The organism is Urbifossiella limnaea (assembly GCF_007747215.1).
GTDB lineage: Bacteria > Planctomycetota > Planctomycetia > Gemmatales > Gemmataceae > Urbifossiella > Urbifossiella limnaea.
Genome location: NZ_CP036273.1, coordinates 3,017,857 through 3,034,566, shown reverse-complemented (window position 1 = coordinate 3,034,566; position 16,710 = coordinate 3,017,857). Strand labels below are relative to the sequence as shown.

Annotated in this window: 16 protein-coding genes; 7 read left to right on the top strand and 9 right to left on the bottom strand. The window is 69.6% G+C overall.

Annotated features, from left to right (window positions below; genetic code table 11):
* Positions 1–22: 22 nt before the first annotated feature.
* Positions 23–610: a hypothetical protein gene (locus tag ETAA1_RS12315; RefSeq protein WP_202920841.1), complete on the bottom strand. Its 588-nt coding sequence runs from the start codon at positions 608–610 to the stop codon at positions 23–25.
* A complete protein-coding gene (locus ETAA1_RS12310) occupies positions 607–939 on the bottom strand; it encodes a hypothetical protein (RefSeq protein ID WP_145238301.1) in 333 nt (110 codons plus the stop codon). Before ETAA1_RS12310 ends, ETAA1_RS12315 begins: the two co-directional genes overlap by 4 nt.
* 115 nt (positions 940–1,054) lie before the next feature.
* On the opposite strand from ETAA1_RS12310, the gene ETAA1_RS12305 reads away from it, so the two are divergent.
* The 3 genes from ETAA1_RS12305 to ETAA1_RS12295 all read left to right on the top strand — a co-directional run bounded on the left by ETAA1_RS12305 (position 1,055) and on the right by ETAA1_RS12295 (position 3,195).
* Positions 1,055–1,477, top strand: coding sequence for a hypothetical protein (locus tag ETAA1_RS12305; protein WP_145238298.1), 423 nt, complete (start codon positions 1,055–1,057; stop codon positions 1,475–1,477).
* A 614-nt stretch (positions 1,478–2,091) separates the two neighbouring features.
* Complete coding sequence (locus ETAA1_RS12300) at positions 2,092–2,829, top strand: PAS domain-containing protein (RefSeq protein WP_145238295.1); 738 nt, start codon at positions 2,092–2,094, stop codon at positions 2,827–2,829.
* A gap of 141 nt (positions 2,830–2,970) precedes the next feature.
* Positions 2,971–3,195: a hypothetical protein gene (locus tag ETAA1_RS12295; RefSeq protein ID WP_145238293.1), complete on the top strand. Its 225-nt coding sequence runs from the start codon at positions 2,971–2,973 to the stop codon at positions 3,193–3,195.
* On the opposite strand, the gene ETAA1_RS12290 is transcribed toward ETAA1_RS12295, so the two are convergent.
* Positions 3,161–3,424, bottom strand: a complete 264-nt coding sequence (locus ETAA1_RS12290; RefSeq protein WP_145238290.1) for a hypothetical protein — start codon at positions 3,422–3,424, stop codon at positions 3,161–3,163. The genes ETAA1_RS12295 and ETAA1_RS12290 overlap by 35 nt on opposite strands.
* 176 nt (positions 3,425–3,600) lie before the next feature.
* On the opposite strand from ETAA1_RS12290, the gene ETAA1_RS12285 reads away from it, so the two are divergent.
* The gene (locus ETAA1_RS12285; protein WP_145238287.1) at positions 3,601–4,254 is read left to right on the top strand and encodes a hypothetical protein; all 654 of its coding nucleotides are present in this window, start codon (positions 3,601–3,603) and stop codon (positions 4,252–4,254) included.
* 17 nt (positions 4,255–4,271) lie between these two features.
* Here ETAA1_RS12285 and ETAA1_RS31840 read toward each other — a convergent pair whose 3' ends face one another.
* The gene (locus ETAA1_RS31840) at positions 4,272–4,721 is read right to left on the bottom strand and encodes an STAS domain-containing protein (protein ID WP_202920949.1); all 450 of its coding nucleotides are present in this window, start codon (positions 4,719–4,721) and stop codon (positions 4,272–4,274) included.
* 548 nt (positions 4,722–5,269) lie between these two features.
* Between ETAA1_RS31840 and ETAA1_RS12275 the strand changes: the two genes are divergently transcribed.
* Positions 5,270–5,965, top strand: coding sequence for a DUF349 domain-containing protein (locus ETAA1_RS12275; protein ID WP_145238284.1), 696 nt, complete (start codon positions 5,270–5,272; stop codon positions 5,963–5,965).
* Between the two features lie 190 nt (positions 5,966–6,155).
* Positions 6,156–6,623: a hypothetical protein gene (locus ETAA1_RS12270; RefSeq protein WP_145238281.1), complete on the top strand. Its 468-nt coding sequence runs from the start codon at positions 6,156–6,158 to the stop codon at positions 6,621–6,623.
* 175 nt (positions 6,624–6,798) lie between these two features.
* Here ETAA1_RS12270 and ETAA1_RS12265 read toward each other — a convergent pair whose 3' ends face one another.
* Positions 6,799–8,124 carry a tyrosine-type recombinase/integrase gene (locus ETAA1_RS12265; RefSeq protein WP_145238278.1) on the bottom strand — a complete coding sequence of 442 codons (1,326 nt, stop codon included), beginning with the start codon at positions 8,122–8,124 and terminating at the stop codon, positions 6,799–6,801.
* Between the two features lie 618 nt (positions 8,125–8,742).
* Here ETAA1_RS12265 and ETAA1_RS12260 point away from each other — a divergent pair.
* The gene (locus ETAA1_RS12260; protein WP_145238275.1) at positions 8,743–12,300 is read left to right on the top strand and encodes a beta strand repeat-containing protein; all 3,558 of its coding nucleotides are present in this window, start codon (positions 8,743–8,745) and stop codon (positions 12,298–12,300) included.
* A gap of 72 nt (positions 12,301–12,372) precedes the next feature.
* Here the strand turns inward: ETAA1_RS12260 and rfbB are convergent, their stop codons facing one another.
* From rfbB to ETAA1_RS12240, 4 genes are all read right to left on the bottom strand, one after another.
* Entirely contained in the window at positions 12,373–13,386 is a 1,014-nt protein-coding gene (gene rfbB / locus ETAA1_RS12255; RefSeq protein ID WP_145238272.1) for a dTDP-glucose 4,6-dehydratase, read from the bottom strand.
* A gap of 63 nt (positions 13,387–13,449) precedes the next feature.
* Entirely contained in the window at positions 13,450–14,454 is a 1,005-nt protein-coding gene (locus tag ETAA1_RS12250) for a methyltransferase (protein ID WP_145238269.1), read from the bottom strand.
* Between the two features lie 54 nt (positions 14,455–14,508).
* Positions 14,509–15,870, bottom strand: coding sequence for an aminotransferase class III-fold pyridoxal phosphate-dependent enzyme (locus ETAA1_RS12245; RefSeq protein ID WP_145238266.1), 1,362 nt, complete (start codon positions 15,868–15,870; stop codon positions 14,509–14,511).
* 22 nt (positions 15,871–15,892) lie between these two features.
* Positions 15,893–16,672, bottom strand: a complete 780-nt coding sequence (locus ETAA1_RS12240) for a hypothetical protein (RefSeq protein ID WP_145238263.1) — start codon at positions 16,670–16,672, stop codon at positions 15,893–15,895.
* Positions 16,673–16,710: the final 38 nt, after the last annotated feature.

Genomic DNA, 16,710 nt, shown 5'->3' with positions numbered 1-16,710 from the left:
GTTTAACAGTAGGTTGGCAAGCTTATCGGACCAATTGTGGCGCAAGTCGGTCAAAGATGGCGAGAACCGGGGCGACATCGTCGGGCATGGTCCGGATGATAACCCGCCGCGAGCCTGTCTCAAATAGCGGCGTCAGCCGCCAGATGACCTCATCCACCAAAACTGGTGCCCAGTCGCTCCGGCACATGATTTCGTAGTACCGCGTGGCGGGCTGGGTGAGCATGAACACGACGGGCTTTCCCTGTCGGTCGTGGACGAGCAGGCCCCGGACGCCGACCTTCAGCTTGAACCAGACCCCATTGGCAAAGCCGAACGACGCTGGAATCACCACCTCCTCGGGCGCCAGCTGGGACCACCACCCCGACTCGACCGTCTCCTGCCACGTCCAGCCGGTCGGCGGCAGCTTCGTCTCCCGCCGGTCGCGGTTGCCCCAGGTGACGACTTTCAGCTTCCCACCGTGCCAGACCGGCAGCACGGTCGGCCGGGCCTGCCACAGGAACCGCACCTCCCGCTCGCCGCCACGGTCGTGGACCCGCTCCATGAGCCCGTGCTTCTCGATGAGCAGGACGGGGACCTCGCTCATCGCCAGGGCGATGCCGACGCATATCACGCCGCCCCCACGCGAGTCGCCAAGTCCGCCGCTAGCCGAAGCCGGTGGAACAAGTCGGCCGCGGTGCCGAGCGTCTGGGCCGCGTCCGGCGCCGCGCTCCGCGTGGCGTCGGGGAGGTGGACGCCGAGCAGGTCGCGGCAGAGCGTCCGAAGTCGGGTGAGCACCTCGGCGGCCTTGCCGGCCTGGAACAGGAGGTGGCAGTGCGCCGCCTCGCGGGCGACGGCCGTGGCGATGATGTAGGCGCGAGTGTCGGACGGGAGCTCGGCTCGGCCCGCCGCCCACTCGATGGCCGTCAGCAGGAAGAAGTCGCGGTCGGGCTCCTCGGGCATGGCTACTTCTCCGAGGTGATACTGATTGGGTGTTCACTAGTGCCCTTCTGTCTTGTACACTCCCTGCTGAGGAAGTCCACCCACGGCCGGGGCGGCAGACCTTCCGGTTCCTTCCATGCCACTCGACCCGCACGCCGCGGTGAAGCGCGCCGCCCGCGAACTCCTGGGGAATCTCGCTGAGCTCACGGACCCGCCGCGTCTGCGAGTCACCGACGCGAGTGGTCAGCTCGCCTGCATGATTCTGGTCTGGGGCACAGCGCAGGGGATGCCGCCCGCTGCCGTCGAGCGGCGCACGGCGACCGGCGGGCGGGCCGAGTGCCGGTCCGACATCTTGGCGGTCATCGGGGCGAGTGGGAGGGCGCTGACGCACAAGCAATTGGTCCGGGCCTTACGCGAGGCCGGCACACCGCACGGCCCCGGGACGGTGATGAAGGCGCTGGCCGAGTTGACCCGGATGGGTGAGCTGGTCAACCCGAAGGACAAGAAGGGCTACCGGCTCGCGTCCTGGCCGACCCCGGGCACCCCGCCGTTGTTCTGACGGCTGGAGGTTACACGGTCATCGACTCGTGCTCCGGACTTGAGCAGGGGAGAGTCGCGGGTGCTTGCTGACGAGGCGTGGCGGTGCCGCACCTCGACACCGGGAAAGACCACGTCTCACGCACCATTCCATTACCTGCTCAGGACTTCCGAAAGCAGACAGACGGGGCTGACGAAACTGGCACGCGGTGTGCTTTACATGCCGGCATCAGAGGAGGCGGGCTGGGCGACCAGACCGAGGGGAGAGGCGGTGCTGACCGCCGGTCCGTTCTCCAACGACACACGACCACCTGGGCTTGCGGCAAATGCCACGAGCCCGGGTGGTTCGCATTTCCGGGCGGGTGGGCGGGCGAGCAGTGGAGAGAGTACCGGGCCGCTGGCAGCTGCTGCCGGTTCCGCACATTTTCCGAATGGACGCCCGCGAGGGGTGATTACATCGTCTCGATTACCCCACCGGTCCAACCACGCTAACCACCACCTGGTTAACACGTTAGCCCCCGTTTCCGCTTGCGAACGGGCTTGAGCCCCGATAACTTACCGAGACTCGTCTTCCCGTTCCGCCAACCGCGCCCGCTCGCGCCGTCCCCCTACACGCCGGGCAGTTGTGGCCCTCCCATGTCACCCGACTTTCATCCCCTCCGCGCCCTAGACGCCCTCCCCCAGCTCGTCTGGGTAGCCGGACCGGACGGGAACGTGGAGTACATCAACCGCCGGTGTGCCGAGTACACCGGTGTCCCGGCCGACGACCTCCTCGGGTGGGACTGGGGGTGGGTCATCCACCCGGAGGACCTCACCGACACCCTCGCCCGGTGGACCGCGGCCGTTCGAGATAGTCGGGCACTCTTCGCCGAGCACCGATTCCGACGGGCGGACGGGCAGTATCGGTGGTTCCTGTCCCGGGGCGAGCCGGAGTTCGGGGCCGACAGGCGGCTCCTCCGGTGGGTCGGGACGTGCACCGATATCGACGAATCGCATCGGGCTGGGGACGCGGCCCGCGAAGACCGGCGGTTGGTCCGGGCGTTCGTCGAGCGGGGGCCGGGCGGGTACGCCCTGGTCGGGGCCGACCGCCTCGTTCGGTACACCAGCCCGTGGGTGGCTGCGTTCCTGGGTCGTCCGCCCGGGGTATTCTCGGGCACCGACGCCCGCGACTGGGTCCACCGGGACGACCGCCCGCGGCTGGCAGCGGCGGTGTCCGACCTCCTCCTCCGGCCTGGGGAACGAGTCGAGGCGGACGGCCGGCTCCTCCATTCGGACGGGAGTTTCCGACGGGTCCGGTTGCGGGCCACCAATCTGCTCCCGGATTTAGACGTACGGGCGGTCGCGGTCGCCATCGAGCCGGCCGCCGGCGGGTGAGCCGGCTGGGCCGGCAGAACAGCCAGCAGGAGGGGCAAGTCAACTTCCTCCCGGAGCGAGGGGCGGGGGCGTCCACGAGCAACATGGGGTACGAGAAGAGGGACCATCTTGCCCTCCCTGCTCAGTCCCAGGTGCCGCCAAATGACCTACCTCGACCGCCTCGCTCAGCTGTCGGACGCGGACTTCATCGCGCTCTGGAACGCCGCCGGGACGACCGACGAGGTCACGGCCCAGGTTGTCGCCCGGGTCGGCCGCGTCCCGAGGTGGGCGGTGGTCGCCCAAGCGGTCGCCCTGCGGAAGGCCGGGAACGCTCTGAAGGCTCGCGGCCCGGTTACTCCCCCGTCCTCGACCTCGCCGGCGGCATAGCGGCCGGCTCCCAGTCGAACACCCCGAGGTCGGCCGCGGACTTCCCCTTGTCGGTCACCTCGAACGCCCCGGCCCCGGCGACCGCGAAGAACTCGTTGTCCAGCAGCCAGTCGAAGTGCTGCTGGTCGTGCCGGGTCATGTTCCGGGCGTCGGCGTACCGGAACCGCTTCTTCTTCAGGACACGACGGAGCATCCGCCAGCGGGATTCACCGAGGGACAGTTGAGCCATGACCGGGAACCGGCGCCCGAGGGTGGCCACCCCCACGGCCGTCGGGCGCGGGCGAGGGGTTGCGAGTCGGCCGAAGACGTGTACAGCCAGAGTGTAAGCGGCACGAGTAGGCGCAAACCAGACATTTCTGTCCGGTTGGGCCGGAGCGGTCGTCGGTATCGACCGGAGAGTGGGACGTGGCAAGCTTCAACATCAGCATCCGCACCGGCGGAAGTCTCCAGTCCTACGGGGAGCCCTCGGACTTCGTCTCCTCCTACATCGGCGTCATCACCTGCACCGACGACGACACCGGGGAGGTCACGAAGGTCGGCCGGGTCACCGCCATCCGCGTCCACGCCGGTCTCGCGCAGGACGCCGGCGAGCCCTTGTTCGACGTGTGCGACTCCTACAGCCAGGAACTTGCGAACGTCCACGCCCTCCTCTACGAGCCCGACGGCTACTCATTCCGCGAGCCCCTGATGCTCCGGTTCGAGGCGATGGAGTCCGACCTCCTGGTGCTCGACTACGTCGTGTTGAACCCGAAGTGGCGGAAGCTCAAGCTCGGGCTGCTCGCGGTGCGGAGGTTCGTGGACCTCGTCGGCGGCGGGTGCGGACTGGCGGTGAGCTACATCGCCCCCCTTCGGCACGCCGCCAGTCGGATGCTCGGGGTGCCGAAGTCGTGGCTACCGTCACACGAGAGGAAGGCAGACCGGCGGGCGGCGGCGGTGAGGCTGCGGGGGTACTTCCGCGGGATGGGCTTCGAGCGGCTCGGCCGGTCCTGGTACTACGCCCTGCCGCTGAACATGGTCACGCCGAGTGCGAGCGAGTTGCTGGGGCCGGGGGACGGGTAGTCGCGCACCGGCTCTAGCTACACAGCCACCCGCAACTCCCGCTCGGCCGCGTACCAGAACTCGGCCCCGTCCCCGCCCGGCTGACCGGCCTCCTCCCACTTCCGGTGGGCAAGTGCCTGGGTCACCCGCGCCGGTGTCCCGACCGCCCCCGGGGTGAGCATCCCGCCGAGGCGGCAGACGGCGAATACCTGCCGGAGATGCGGCGCCACGTTGACCAGGGTGAGCCGCCCGCCAGCCGCCCGAGTGGCGCGGCTGAGGGCTGCGAACCGCCCCATCGCCACGGCACCCAGGAACGAGACCGCAGCGAGGTCGAGGGTTACCACCGGCAGGCCCGGCCCCGCCAGGAGTGCGGCGAGGTCCCGGTCGAGGGCCGCGGCTTCGACTTCGGTCAGGCGCGGGCCGCGGACCGCGGCTGTCGTTCCCCCGGAGCTAGTGAAGCCGAGAAGTCGGTCTGGGGTCGCTGTCATGGCACCCTCCCTGGCGACGAGTCTACAGCGTCCTACGGGTCGTTGTCGCCACCCGCGTATCGGACGCCGGCATGCTACGCCGCCGGAGGCGCGCGCACAACCCTCTCGCTCGCACACCTGTACGCCACGGTTGGGGATGCGGTCGGACCGGGAGGAGCTACGCCACGGTAGGGGCAATGAGGCGGAAGCTGGGGAGGGAGCCGGCGGACCGCTGACGCACCCTCTGGGTGCGCTGGTATCATGGGGATGACCCGTTGCGGAGGTCGCCCGTGGTCAGGCCGTCCCGACCCGTCACCGCCCTGTTCATGCTGCTGGGCAATCTCGCCGTCCTCTGGGTCGCGGCAACACCACCCATACCACACCCATACCTTCCCGCCGAAGTCGCGCCGTCTGAACGCCCGGAGCTCGCAGTGCTCCAGCGGTTCTCGGAACGAGACCTTCGCGGCATCCGCGAGAGGGGCCTTCGACCATTGCTGGTCGCACTGCGCACCCTCGACCCAGAGCGACTAATTGTGCTTTTGGCAGAGCAGCGCCGCCTGGGCTACGACATGACTCTCACCGACTTCGAGGTCGAGGTGTTGCCCACCCCGCGGTACGTCTGGCCCAGTGGCCCGTCCGGTGGGTGGGTGGTGTTCGAGCGACCGTACACGTCCGGGGGGCACCCGGGGAGCACCGAGCTCCGACTGACCCGGCTGGACGCCCGCGGCGGGGTCCAGGCACGGGGCTGGTTCACCACAGGCTGGCGGCGTTACCTGGAGAGCGCCCGACTGGAAACCGTGGCCGGCATCCCGGACCCGGTCGTGGTCGTCCGGACGGCCGAGGACGGGGGCGGCGAGCCGGAGCGGCAGTGGTACGCGAAGGTTGATGACCGGTACGACCTCGTCCGGCTGGAGCAGGAGGACGGGGCGGCGGTCGGGAACGGGTACTGGCTGAACCACGGGCGTTGCGGCCCACCGCCCCCACACCAATCGGCCGACGACTGGGAGGCCGACCTGACCTCGACGGACCGGGCACGGGTGCTTCGGGCGCTGGTCTGGCTGGGCGGGCACCATCTTCTTCCTCTCCAACCGGGCCAGCAGCAGCGGAACGACATGGAGGACGCCAGGGACGCCGAACTGGCGCGGGCCGTCAGGGCTCGCACAGGGGTCGTGGCCCGGCTCCGAGAACTTGCGGCTTCGGGTGAAGCGTGGGAGCGGGAGGGCGCTCGACTGGCTTTGAGCCCCAAGGACGTGCGGTGGTTCTGAATGCCCCGCCCCGTGTGAGCGAACTGTCGCCGAAGTCGCGGCGGACCAACCGGAGCCCAGCCTCGGTCGCGTCGAGGAGGCGGAAGAAGGGCGGGCCAGCACCCATTTTAGGGCGGTTCCAGCAGGCCCGCATCCAAGGTATTATCGACGGTAAGTTACGACCACTTCCGACCCGTACTCCGAGCTTTCGATGTTCCCCGTCATCCTCGTCGCAGCCCTGGTCTGGCCCCAGGCTATCCCGTGGCGAGCCGTCGGGCGGGCCGAAGCCGAGCGGGACATTGCCCTCGGCACCATGAAGCTGAAGATTTACGGCCACATGGCCGGGCTCCGTGAAGTAGACGAGGTCGCGGGTCGGAACTTGCGAGCTCAGCTCGGCCTGGAGCTACGGGCGGTGGACCAGTGCTTGGTGCCCTCCTACTTGGTCGAGCTGACGGACGGGTACAACGACCGCATCCAGGAAGAGGTCGAGGCCCGTCACGGAATCGGGGCCATCGACGAGGTGTGGGCGAACTCCGTGCGGGAGTCCCAGCCCGAGTTGGTCGCCCACGACTGGTTACTCAGGGTCGTAACGGGGGTCGGGCTCGTCATCCTCTTCGCCTTCCGCCGAGTGCTCCTACCAGCCTCATGGAGTCGCACCGTTCCCCGCGCTACTTCATGACCGCTGTCACCGACTCCGAGTTCATTGCCCTCTGGAACACCGCCGGGTCGCTGGCCGCGGTCGTCGCGGGCGTGTCGGAGGGGGCGGCTCGACCGGTGCCGAGGTGGGCCGTACTCGCTCGGGCGACCCCCCTTCGGCAGGCTGGCCTCTCGTTGCGCGAGCATCCCGACCTACCTCACGCCAACTTGTACTTCTCCAGCTTCGGGACGATGTCCTTCATGTCGAGCAGGGAGGCGTCGTCGTAGGTCGCGTCGGTCAGCTTGAGGTCCGAGTGCCGCATGAACAGCCGGCGGGTGGTGACGGGGACCTCGGCCTTCCGGAGGAGGACGTTGCCGGCCGAGCGGAGGGAGTGGAAGGACGCCTTGCCCCGCTCGGTGAGCAAGGGGATGCCAGCGGCCTCGCGGTCCGCGTGGAAGACGGCAATCCCGGGCACGTCGAACAGCAGGTCGTCGGGTCCCCTGCCCGTCTCCTTCGCCCACTGCCGCAACCGCATCGCCAGTCGCGGGAGCACCCAGAGCCGCGCGGGCTTCTTGTTCTTCGTCACCGACCCCGGCAGGTCGAAGATGGGAAACGGCAGCTTCCTCGGCTTCCGGAGGTAGCGGAGGCGGACCTTGGCGAGCTCGGACCGCCGCAAGCCCGTCAGCGCGGCGGTGCGGTAGACGAGTGCCCTGCCCCGCCCCCGGAGGCGAGCCTCGTCGAGTACCTCGGGGCGAACCTTCTTCTCCTGCTTACCCTTCCGGGGCCCGTTCCGGACGGTCAACGCCTCTTCAACCCAGCGGGTGAGGGCGACCTTGAAGAGCCGCTTCAACTCCTTGAGCCGGAGGGAGCGGAACTTGTCCTTCTGCTGGGTGCCGCCCTTGGGGACCGGCACCCGTAGCATCACGTTCTCCCGGGCGTAGCCGTTCTCGAACAACCACCGGGTGAATCCGCTCACTGCCGAGTGGTGCTTCTTCTTCGTGTTCGGAGCGGCAGGACCGGGGTCGGGGTGGGATTTGGTCGGCTTCTTCTTGAGTGCCGCGAGGTACTGCTGCACCCGCTCGGCCGTCAGGCCCGAGAGCTTGTTCGGCGCACAGGCGTTGACCACCTCGTGCAGGATACGGACGGTCTCGTCCTTGTATTTGTCGTTGCCGGGCTGGGTCCGGAAGTGGACGACGTACCGGTCGACCATCTGCTGACTCGGTGTCTGGGAGTGGGCCGAGAACTCGTCGACCATCCCCACCTCGCCGCGTGCCTTCGCCCTCTCGTAGTCGGCCAGGGCTTGCTCCGACGCCTTCTTGTCCGTGTACAGCGCTCGCAGCCGCTTGCCGCCGTCGAACAGGTAGTATTTCTTGGTCTCCGTCTGCTGGGCGACGGCCCCAGGGGTCTCCTTGGTCCCCCGTTTGAACTTCTTCTTCCCCTTCCCGCCGGGCACCGAGACGACCCAGCGGACGATGGCGATTTTCTGGATGTGGGCCATGTGGTTGCTGTGGTGGTTGCTGTGACAGGGCTCAAGGGTGGTCAACTACGGGCAACCCGGGTCAACCCATCGGGGAGCGACGATTGCACAATTCCCTTGTATTGTCAGTGCTTGGCAAGGACTGTCAAGGTGGGACAACCCGTCAGGACGTGCAGTTCACCGCTTTGCTAAAGCGGCGTAGGAGTAAAATCCTACCGCGGGTTCGAATCCCGCCCTCTCCGCTCAGTCTGCCGTTCATCTCCCGCGACTTCCGCTTCCCCGATTGGGAAGGTAGGATCACGGCCTATCCTTCCCGAAGCATTCCACCCGCTTCGTGGATCACTACCGGCGGGTGCGCAGCCACACGCGCCGTTGGCGCAAACCTCTGCTCAGCGACGATCGTGTTCAAAATTGAACACGTGACAAGGAATCGAGCAGCCTGGCGCGGCGTCCAAGTTCCTGATTAAGCCGGGCGTGCCGAGTTTCTCCTCGCCACCGCCGTTATACCCAGCCCGTTCTCAGCGGAGAATGCGGTTGTATTGCGCAAGTCGGCTGAACTCGCTCCACGCGACACGTCTGGGCACCTAAGTTGCTCAGCTTCCCCAAGTTTTGACGACCCCGCCGACGGATAACGGTTGCAGCACTCCCCACGACACGTTTCCACGATTGCGAGCGCACGAAATCATGCCCACCACTCTCCGCCCGATCCGGGTCGCGAAGGCCCGTTCGACCGGCTTCCGTCCCGAGCTCGAACACCTCGGCGACCGCGTACTCCCGGCCGTCACCTGGCAGGTGCAGTCCGACTACTTCGGCACCCGCGACAGTGTCAGCCAGCCACGCAGCCTCCGGTCGCTCGCCCTGTCTGGCGACGACCAGCACGCCTACACCGGCTACATCCAGGGGTCGAGTAGCGCCGCCATCCGGGAGGTGTCCGCAGGCGTTAACGCGGCCCTGATCGGCAACGAGCCGACCCCCTTCGGCGCCAACCCGCCCTACACCTCGGGGCTCGAAGGCCGAGTCGCCACGACCGGCTTCGCCCGGGGGCTGGCGGCCGACGACCGCGGCTACGTCTACGCGATCAACACGTCGAACACGAACTCGTTCGCTCAGGGGTGGTCGATCTACAGCGCGAACCTCGGAACGGTTCCGGGCAACGTCGTGTCCTCGAACACGACCGCGTCCACGCTGAACGGCATCGACATCGTCGCCATCGGGGGGTCGTACTACGCCTACGTCGGCTGGCGGAACGGCCTGATCGAGCGGTGGAACGTCACCAACCCGACCATCCCCACGCTCGACACGAGTTGGGGCGCGCCCGCCACCCCGGGGAAGGTCAACCTCAAGACGATCGACGCCGACGCGTATCTGAACAACCTGGCGGTCGATGCCGACGGCACGGTCTTCGTCGCCGGCGGCCTCCAGTCCACGACTTCTTACGGCGACGCCCTCATCAAGATTCCCGCGGCCGGCGCCGCGGTTGGGGACTTGTCGGGTGTCACCTCGGCCAACGTCTCCGGCGGGGCGAACGGGTCGGGCGGGTTCGCGGCGATGGACGTGGCCCTGTTCGGCGGCAAGGCCTACGTCACCCAGTACCTCGCGGCCAACTCCACCATCGGCGTCTTCAACACGGCCGACCTCAGTTCGGACGGGATCATCACGCCGCCCGGCGCGACTCTGGCCGGCCCGTCCGGCCTCGTCAGCACCTACAACAGCGACGCCGCCCTTGACTCCGGGTTCAGCGGCATCGACATCAGCGCCGACGGCCGCATCTTCCTGGCCGAGCAGTTGTACAGCTTCGTGCCGAGTTCCGGGAGTTACACCCCGCCGGGCGGGGTCGCGATGACCGGCACGCGCATCTACTTCGACCGCGTGCTGGTGTCGTCGGCGCTCGGCGTCGCCCCGCTCGTCACAAGCGTGTCCAGTGCGACGTTCACCGTCGGGACAGCCGGGACGTTCACGATCACCTCGTCCGGCGTTCCGACCGCCGACCTGTCGGCCACCGGCGCGCTGCCGGCGGGCGTCACGTTCACCGACAACGGCGACGGCACGGCCACGCTGACGGGCACCCCGGCCGCGGGGACCGGCGGCACCTACCCGCTGACAATCACCGCCGCCAACGGCGTCGCACTCGACGGCACCCAGGCGTTCACCCTCACCGTCAACGAAGCGCCGACGATCACCAGCGCGACTGCCACCACCTTCACGGCCGGGACGCTCGGGACGTTCACCGTGACGACCGGCCCGGCCTTCCCGACGGCCGTGACAATCAGTCGGACCGGGACGCTCCCCGCTGGAGTGACGTTCACGGACAACGGCGACGGAACCGCAACTTTGACCGGCACCCCGGCCGCCGGGACCGGTGGCACTTATCCGATCACCTTCACCGCCGCCAACGGGATCGCACCGGACGCGACCCAGGCGTTCACCCTCACCGTCAACGAAGCGCCGACGATCACCAGCGCGGCCGCCACCACCTTTACCGCAGGGACGGCCGGCACGTTCACCGTAACCACCGGCGCGGCCTTCCCGACGGCCGTGACCATCAGTCAGACCGGCACCCTGTCCGCCGGTGTGACGTTCACCGACAACGGCGACGGTACCGCCACCCTCGCCGGCACCCCGGCCGCGGGGACCGGCGGCACCTACGCACTGAGCTTCACCGCGGCCAACGGCGTGGCCCCCGACGCTACCCAGGCGTTCACGCTGACCGTGAACGAGGCGCCGACCTTCACCAGCGCGAGCGCGGCCACGTTCCTCGTCGGGACGGGTGGCACGTTCACCGTGACCACGGGAACCGCATTCCCGGCAGGCGTCACGATCAGCCGGACCGGGACGCTCCCCCCTGGAGTGACGTTCACGGACAACGGGGACGGCACCGCCACCCTCGCCGGCACCCCGGCCGCGGGGGCCGGCGGCACCTACGCACTCAGCTTCACCGCGGCCAACGGCGTGGCCCCCGACGCCACGCAGGCGTTCACGCTGACCGTGAACGAAGCACCGACCATTACGTCCGGCGCACCGCCGGCAGAACTGACGGTCAGCGCTCCCGCCTCGTTCACCGTGACCACGTCCGCGTTCCCGGCCGCGACGTACTCGCTCGCGTCGGGCGAGTTGCCCGCGGGCCTGGCCCTGGACCCGACGACCGGTGTGGTCAGCGGCACGCCGACGACCGTCGGCCGGTACGAGGGGGTCATCCGCGCGACGAACGCGAGCGGGACCGCCGACCAGCCGTTCTCGATCGCGGTTCGGGGCGGCCCGGACCAGAGTTCCGTCGGGCAGTTCGCCGTGTCCGGCGGACCGAGCGGGGCGAACACCGTGGTCCCGCTCAACCCGGACGGCTCCGCGAACGGCTCGGCCTTCAGCCCGTTCGGCTCCACGCCCGCCCGCGCGGCGGTCGCCGACGTGACCGGGGACGGCGTCCCGGACTACGTGGTCGGGAGCGGCCCCGGCCGCGTCGCCACCGTGGTCGTGATCGACGGTGCGACCCGCGTCACCGTGGCGACGTACCTCCCGTTCGGCGACGCGTTCGCAGGCGGCACGTTCGTCGCGCTCGGCGACGTGGACGGCGACGGCCGGGCCGACATCGCCGTGTCGGCGGACCTGACCGGCGGCCCGCGGGTGGTGGTGCTCAGCGGCGCCACCGGGGCGCCGCTGGCGAGCTTCCTCGGGATCGACGACGACAACTTCCGCGGCGGCGCACGGGTCGCGCTCGGGGACTTGAACCGGGACGGGCTGGCCGACGTGGTGGTCGCGGCCGGGCCGGGCGGCGGGCCGCGCGTGGCCGTCTTCGACGGCGCCACGATCCGCCCGACGCTCACGCCGACCCGCCTCGTCGGCGACTTCTTCGTCTACGAACCGCAGTTGACGGACGGCGTGTACGTCGCCGTCGGGGACGTGGACGGCGACGGTGCCGGCGACCTGGTGACCACGCCCGGTGTCGGCGGTAGCCCGCGGGTGCTGGTCGTGTCCGGGGCGCAGCTGCTGTTCGGTCCGGCCGCGGCGATCGCCGACCCGCTGACGAACTTCTTCGCCGCCGACTCGTCGGGGCGGCTCGGCGCCCGGGTCGTCGCGAAGGACCTGGACGGGGACGACTTCGCCGACCTGGTCGTGTCGGTCCCAGGCGTGGCGAGCCGGAGCGTGATCGGCTTCCGCGGCGCCGACCTGGCGGCGGGCACGGCCACGGTGCTGAGGGATTACTCGGCCGACTTCGACCCGCTCCTCACCAACGTGTTCGTCGGGTGACCGGCGGGCGCCGGCCCGCAACGATCGTTCGACCCGGCCGGGTGTGCCCGGCCGGGTTTCGCGTTGGTGAGGTCAGCCCGCCTTCCCGTACTGCTTCTCGTAGTAGCTCAGGTAATCCTTCGTCTTGATCCCCGCCACCCAGGTCGCGTTGGCGGCGTACCAGTCAATCGTGGCGCGGATGCCGCGCTCGAACGTCCACGCCGGCTGCCAGCCCAACTCGCGCTCGGCCTTCGTGCAGTCGATCGCGTAGCGGCGGTCGTGGCCGGGGCGGTCCTTCACGTACTTGATCAGCGACCGCGGCTTCCCCAGCAGGTCGAGCAGCGTGTGCGTCAGGTCCAGGTTCGTCTTCTCGCACTTGCCGCCGAAGTTGTACACCTCGCCCGGCGTCCCCTTCCGCCACGCCGCCTCCACGCCGGTGCAGTGGTCCTCCACGTGAATCCAGTCGCGCACCTGCTGGCCGTCGCCGTATACCGGCACCTGCTGGTCCGCGAGGATGTTCGTCACGAACAGCGGGATCAGTTTCTCGGGGAACTGGTAGGGGCCGTAGTTGTTCGAGCAGCGGGTGATGACCGCGGGGAGGCCGAACGTGTGCTGGTACGCCTGCACCAGCATGTCGGCCCCGGCCTTGCTCGCCGAGTACGGGCTGTTCGGGTGGAGAGGCGTTTCTTCCGTGAACAGCCCCGTGTCGCCGAGGCTGCCGTACACCTCGTCGGTCGAGACCTGCACGTACTTCTTGACGCCGAACTCGCGGGCGGCGTCGAGGAGGAGTTGCGTGCCGAGGACGTTGGTGCGGAGGAACGGGCCGCTGTCCTGGATGCTGCGGTCGACGTGGCTCTCGGCGGCGAAGTGGATCACGTCGGTGATCCCCTTCCCCATCACGGCGCGGACCGTGTCGCGGTCGGTGACGTCGCCCTTCACGAAGGTGTAGCGCGGGTTCTTCTCCACGTCCGCCAGGTTCGCCAGGTTGCCGGCGTAGGTGAGGGCGTCGAGGTTGACGACCGTCACAGCGGCATCGGTGGCGAGCAGGTGGCGGACGAAGTTCGAGCCGATGAACCCGCACCCGCCGGTCACGAGCAGTGTGGACATGCCAACCCTCCGGTCCGGGGGAGCCCCGGGCGGGGGTCGGTTTACCCAGAACGGGCGGGCGCGTCAAACCGGTTCGGCCTCCAGCACGCACGCCGGCGACTCGGTCGGCACCACCCGCGTCAGCCGGTAGCCGGCGCCGGCGAGGAGCGCGGCGTACTCGGCCTCCGTACGCTCCTTGCCGTCGCACAGCACCATCATCTCCAGGTCGAGCAGCTTCCCCATCGGGTCGCCGCCGGCCGCGGGTATGACCATCTCGATCAGCACGAGCTTCCCGCCCGGGTGGACCGCGGCACGGCAGCGGCGGAGAATCTGTGTCGCCTTCTCGTCGTTCCAGTCGTGGATGATGTGCTTCATCACGTGGAGGTCGGCCGCGGGAGCGGTGTCGAAGAAGCTGCCGGCATGCGTGGCACACCGGCCGGCCAGCCCGGCCGCAGCGATGGTCGGGGCCGCACCGTCGACGACGCCCGGCAGGTCGAACACGACGCCGCGGCTGTCCGGGTCCGCCTTAAGGATGGTGGTGAGCAGGAGGCCGTGGCCGCCCCCCACGTCGGCGATGGTGCCGTAGCCGCGGAAGTCGTAGGCCTTCACGGCCGCGGCCGACTCGGCGGCGGAGAAGCCGGTCATCCCTTCGTTGAACGTGGCGAACTCGTCCGGGTGTTGTGACAGGTAGTCGAACACGCCCTGGCCGAACATGCGGTCGAACGCGGGGGTGCCGCTGCGGACGGTCTCCGCGAGGTCGCCCCACGGCTTCCAGCTCCACGGGTCGCAGCAGTAGGTGGCGACCGCCCGCATCGAGCCGGGCACGTCGCCGCGGAGGTACTCGCCGACCGCCGTGAGGGCGAACCGCATGTCCGCCGATTCGTCGAGCACCCCCACGGAGGCGAGGGCGCGGAGGACGCGGTACAGGTGACCGGTGTGGGTGCCGGTGAGGGCGGCGAGCTCGGTCGCGGTCTTCGGCCCGGCGGCGAGGTGGTCGGCGACGCGGAAGCGGGCCACGACGGAGAGAGCCTGGGCGATCCACTTCCCGGCAATCAGCTGGAACAGGACGGCGTTCGGCGGCGGCGGCATTGGTCGTCCGGTGGGTGTGGGCGAGGCCCGGGAATACCACCGGCGGCGGGCGGGTTAAAGAGAGATTGCCGGCGCCGGCGAGCCCGGAGTGTCCGCCCGCGGTTGCGGCAGGGGTGAGTTCGCTTCGTCCAGAACTTCGCCCAGTAGTGCGAGGGCGGTTTCGACCTGCACAGCGGTCACGCACAGCGGCGGGCAGAAGCGGAGGCCCGCCTCGCCGCAGCCGAGCAGCAGCAGTCCGCGGCGGAAACACCCCTGAATGAGGGCTTCGCGGCCACCGGAGCCGGGCACGTCGGCGGCGGTCATCAGCCCCAACCCGCGGACGTTCGCCAGGCCGGTGAGCCGCTTCAGACCCGCGCGCAGCTGTTCGCCACGGGCGGCGGCGTTGGCGGTGTACTCGCGCTCCAACAGGTCGATGGTGGCGAGCGCCGCGCGGCAGCTGACGGGGTTGCCGCCGAACGTGCTGGCGTGGCTGCCGCTCGGCCAGTCCATCACCTCGGCCCGCGCCACGATGGCCCCGAGCGGCATCCCGCTGGCGACCCCCTTCGCGGCGCACAGGATGTCCGGCTCCACGCCGTAGTGCTCGCAGGCGAAGATCTTTCCGGTCCGGCCCATGCCACTCTGGACCTCGTCGGCCACGAGCAGGATGCCGTGCCGGTCGCACAGCGCCCGCAGCGCCGGGAGGCACCCGGCGGGCAGCGGGTGATAGCCACCCTCCCCCTGGATCGGCTCGACGAAGACGGCGGCGACCTCCTCCGGCGGGCAGGTGCGGCGGAATAGCGTGTCGGTCAGATCGTCCACGAGGCCGCACCGCCCGCCGCCGCACGTGCTACCGCAGCCGCGCGGAAAGTCGATGTGGTGGATGTCCGGCACGAGCGGCGAGAAGCCGCGGCGGTGGACGAGCTTCGACCCGCTCAGGGACATCGCCCCGTACGTGCGGCCGTGGAAGGCGCCGAAGAACGACACCACGCGGTTCCGCCTGGTGTGCCAGCGGGCGAGCTTCAGCGCGGCCTCGACCGCCTCCGCGCCGCTGTTCGTAAAGAACACCTTTTTCGGCGACGGCCCCGGGGCGATCCTCGCCAGCCGCTCCGCGAGGTCGATCTGCGGGCGGTAGTAGAAGTCGGTGCCGCTCATGTGGAGCAGCTTGTCCGCCTGGTCGTGGATCGCCGCGACCACCTCGGGGTGACAGTGCCCCGTCGCGGTCACGGCGATGCCGGCGGTGAAGTCGAGGAAGCGGTTGCCGTCCACGTCCTCGACGACGCAGCCGCTACCGCGCTCGACGACCAGCGGGTAGACGCGGGTGTACGACGGCGACACGTACTCAGCGTCGCGCGCCAGCAGCGCCGCCGCCTTCGGGCCGGTGAGCGGCGTGCGGATGTCGGGGACGGGAACGCCGTCGAACGCGAAGGTGGTGCTCATGGTTGGCCTCCCGACCGGGCGGCTACTCGCGAGCGGGTAGCCCGAGCCCCAGGCGGACCTGACGGGCGAACTGAATCATGCCGAGCGTCGTCGCCTGCTCCAGCGTCTCGCCCCAGTAGCGGGAGCCGGTCTCGTTCGGCCGGCTGGCGAGGACGTGGAACGGGACGTCCTTGTCGCGGCCGCCGGGGTACGTGAGGCGGAGCACGCCGCGGATGTTGCAGTGGGCGCCGGGGGCGAGCCCGTCGAGCGGCCCTTCCGTCAGTTCGACCGCAGGCGCCTCACCGAGTTGCACGCCGGCCGCGGGGGCGCCGCCCTGGAAGGCCAGCGCCCCGGCCGCCTGCTGGGCGACGTTCCGGTCGCCGCTGGTCGCCGCGGAGCGGGCACGCTCGTAGGCCATCGACTCGTCAACGCCCTGCCGACCGGTGCCGAGCACGGACGCCTTCCGCCCGCCGACCTGCACCGTGCCGCCCTCCTCGGTCCGCGGCGGCGCGTCGGCATTTTTCGACACCAGCCGGAACGACGTGACCACCACGTCCACGCGCTCAGGCTTCTCCGGCAGGTCGGCGACGATCGCCTCGGTCGCCTTTTGGAGCCGCACCCACGGGTTGGGGCTGACCCGGCTGAACCGGTAGAGCGACACGACCGGCCCCTCGAACGCCGCCTTCTCCCACGCCGGGCGGCGGTCTTCGAGGACGACCCACGAGCCGCTCGCCCGGCTCGGCTCCGGGAACGGCTCGACCAGCTTCGGGGCGGCCTGACAGCCGACGAGTACGACGACACCCAGCGAGACCACGCGGTTCATGCCCCGCCCCCTTCGCTCCCCCGTGCGAACGCCGGGGT

Coding starts and splice junctions, on each gene's coding strand:
- ETAA1_RS12310 (WP_145238301.1), bottom strand. CDS start 939: ATGCCCGAGGAGCCCGACCGCGACTTCTTCCTGCTGACGGCCATCGAG.
- ETAA1_RS12305 (WP_145238298.1), top strand. CDS start 1,055: ATGCCACTCGACCCGCACGCCGCGGTGAAGCGCGCCGCCCGCGAACTC.
- ETAA1_RS12300 (WP_145238295.1), top strand. CDS start 2,092: ATGTCACCCGACTTTCATCCCCTCCGCGCCCTAGACGCCCTCCCCCAG.
- ETAA1_RS12295 (WP_145238293.1), top strand. CDS start 2,971: ATGACCTACCTCGACCGCCTCGCTCAGCTGTCGGACGCGGACTTCATC.
- ETAA1_RS12290 (WP_145238290.1), bottom strand. CDS start 3,424: ATGGCTCAACTGTCCCTCGGTGAATCCCGCTGGCGGATGCTCCGTCGT.
- ETAA1_RS31840 (WP_202920949.1), bottom strand. CDS start 4,721: ATGACAGCGACCCCAGACCGACTTCTCGGCTTCACTAGCTCCGGGGGA.
- ETAA1_RS12275 (WP_145238284.1), top strand. CDS start 5,270: ATGACTCTCACCGACTTCGAGGTCGAGGTGTTGCCCACCCCGCGGTAC.
- ETAA1_RS12270 (WP_145238281.1), top strand. CDS start 6,156: ATGTTCCCCGTCATCCTCGTCGCAGCCCTGGTCTGGCCCCAGGCTATC.
- ETAA1_RS12260 (WP_145238275.1), top strand. CDS start 8,743: ATGCCCACCACTCTCCGCCCGATCCGGGTCGCGAAGGCCCGTTCGACC.
- rfbB (WP_145238272.1), bottom strand. CDS start 13,386: ATGTCCACACTGCTCGTGACCGGCGGGTGCGGGTTCATCGGCTCGAAC.
- ETAA1_RS12250 (WP_145238269.1), bottom strand. CDS start 14,454: ATGCCGCCGCCGCCGAACGCCGTCCTGTTCCAGCTGATTGCCGGGAAG.
- ETAA1_RS12245 (WP_145238266.1), bottom strand. CDS start 15,870: ATGAGCACCACCTTCGCGTTCGACGGCGTTCCCGTCCCCGACATCCGC.
- ETAA1_RS12240 (WP_145238263.1), bottom strand. CDS start 16,672: ATGAACCGCGTGGTCTCGCTGGGTGTCGTCGTACTCGTCGGCTGTCAG.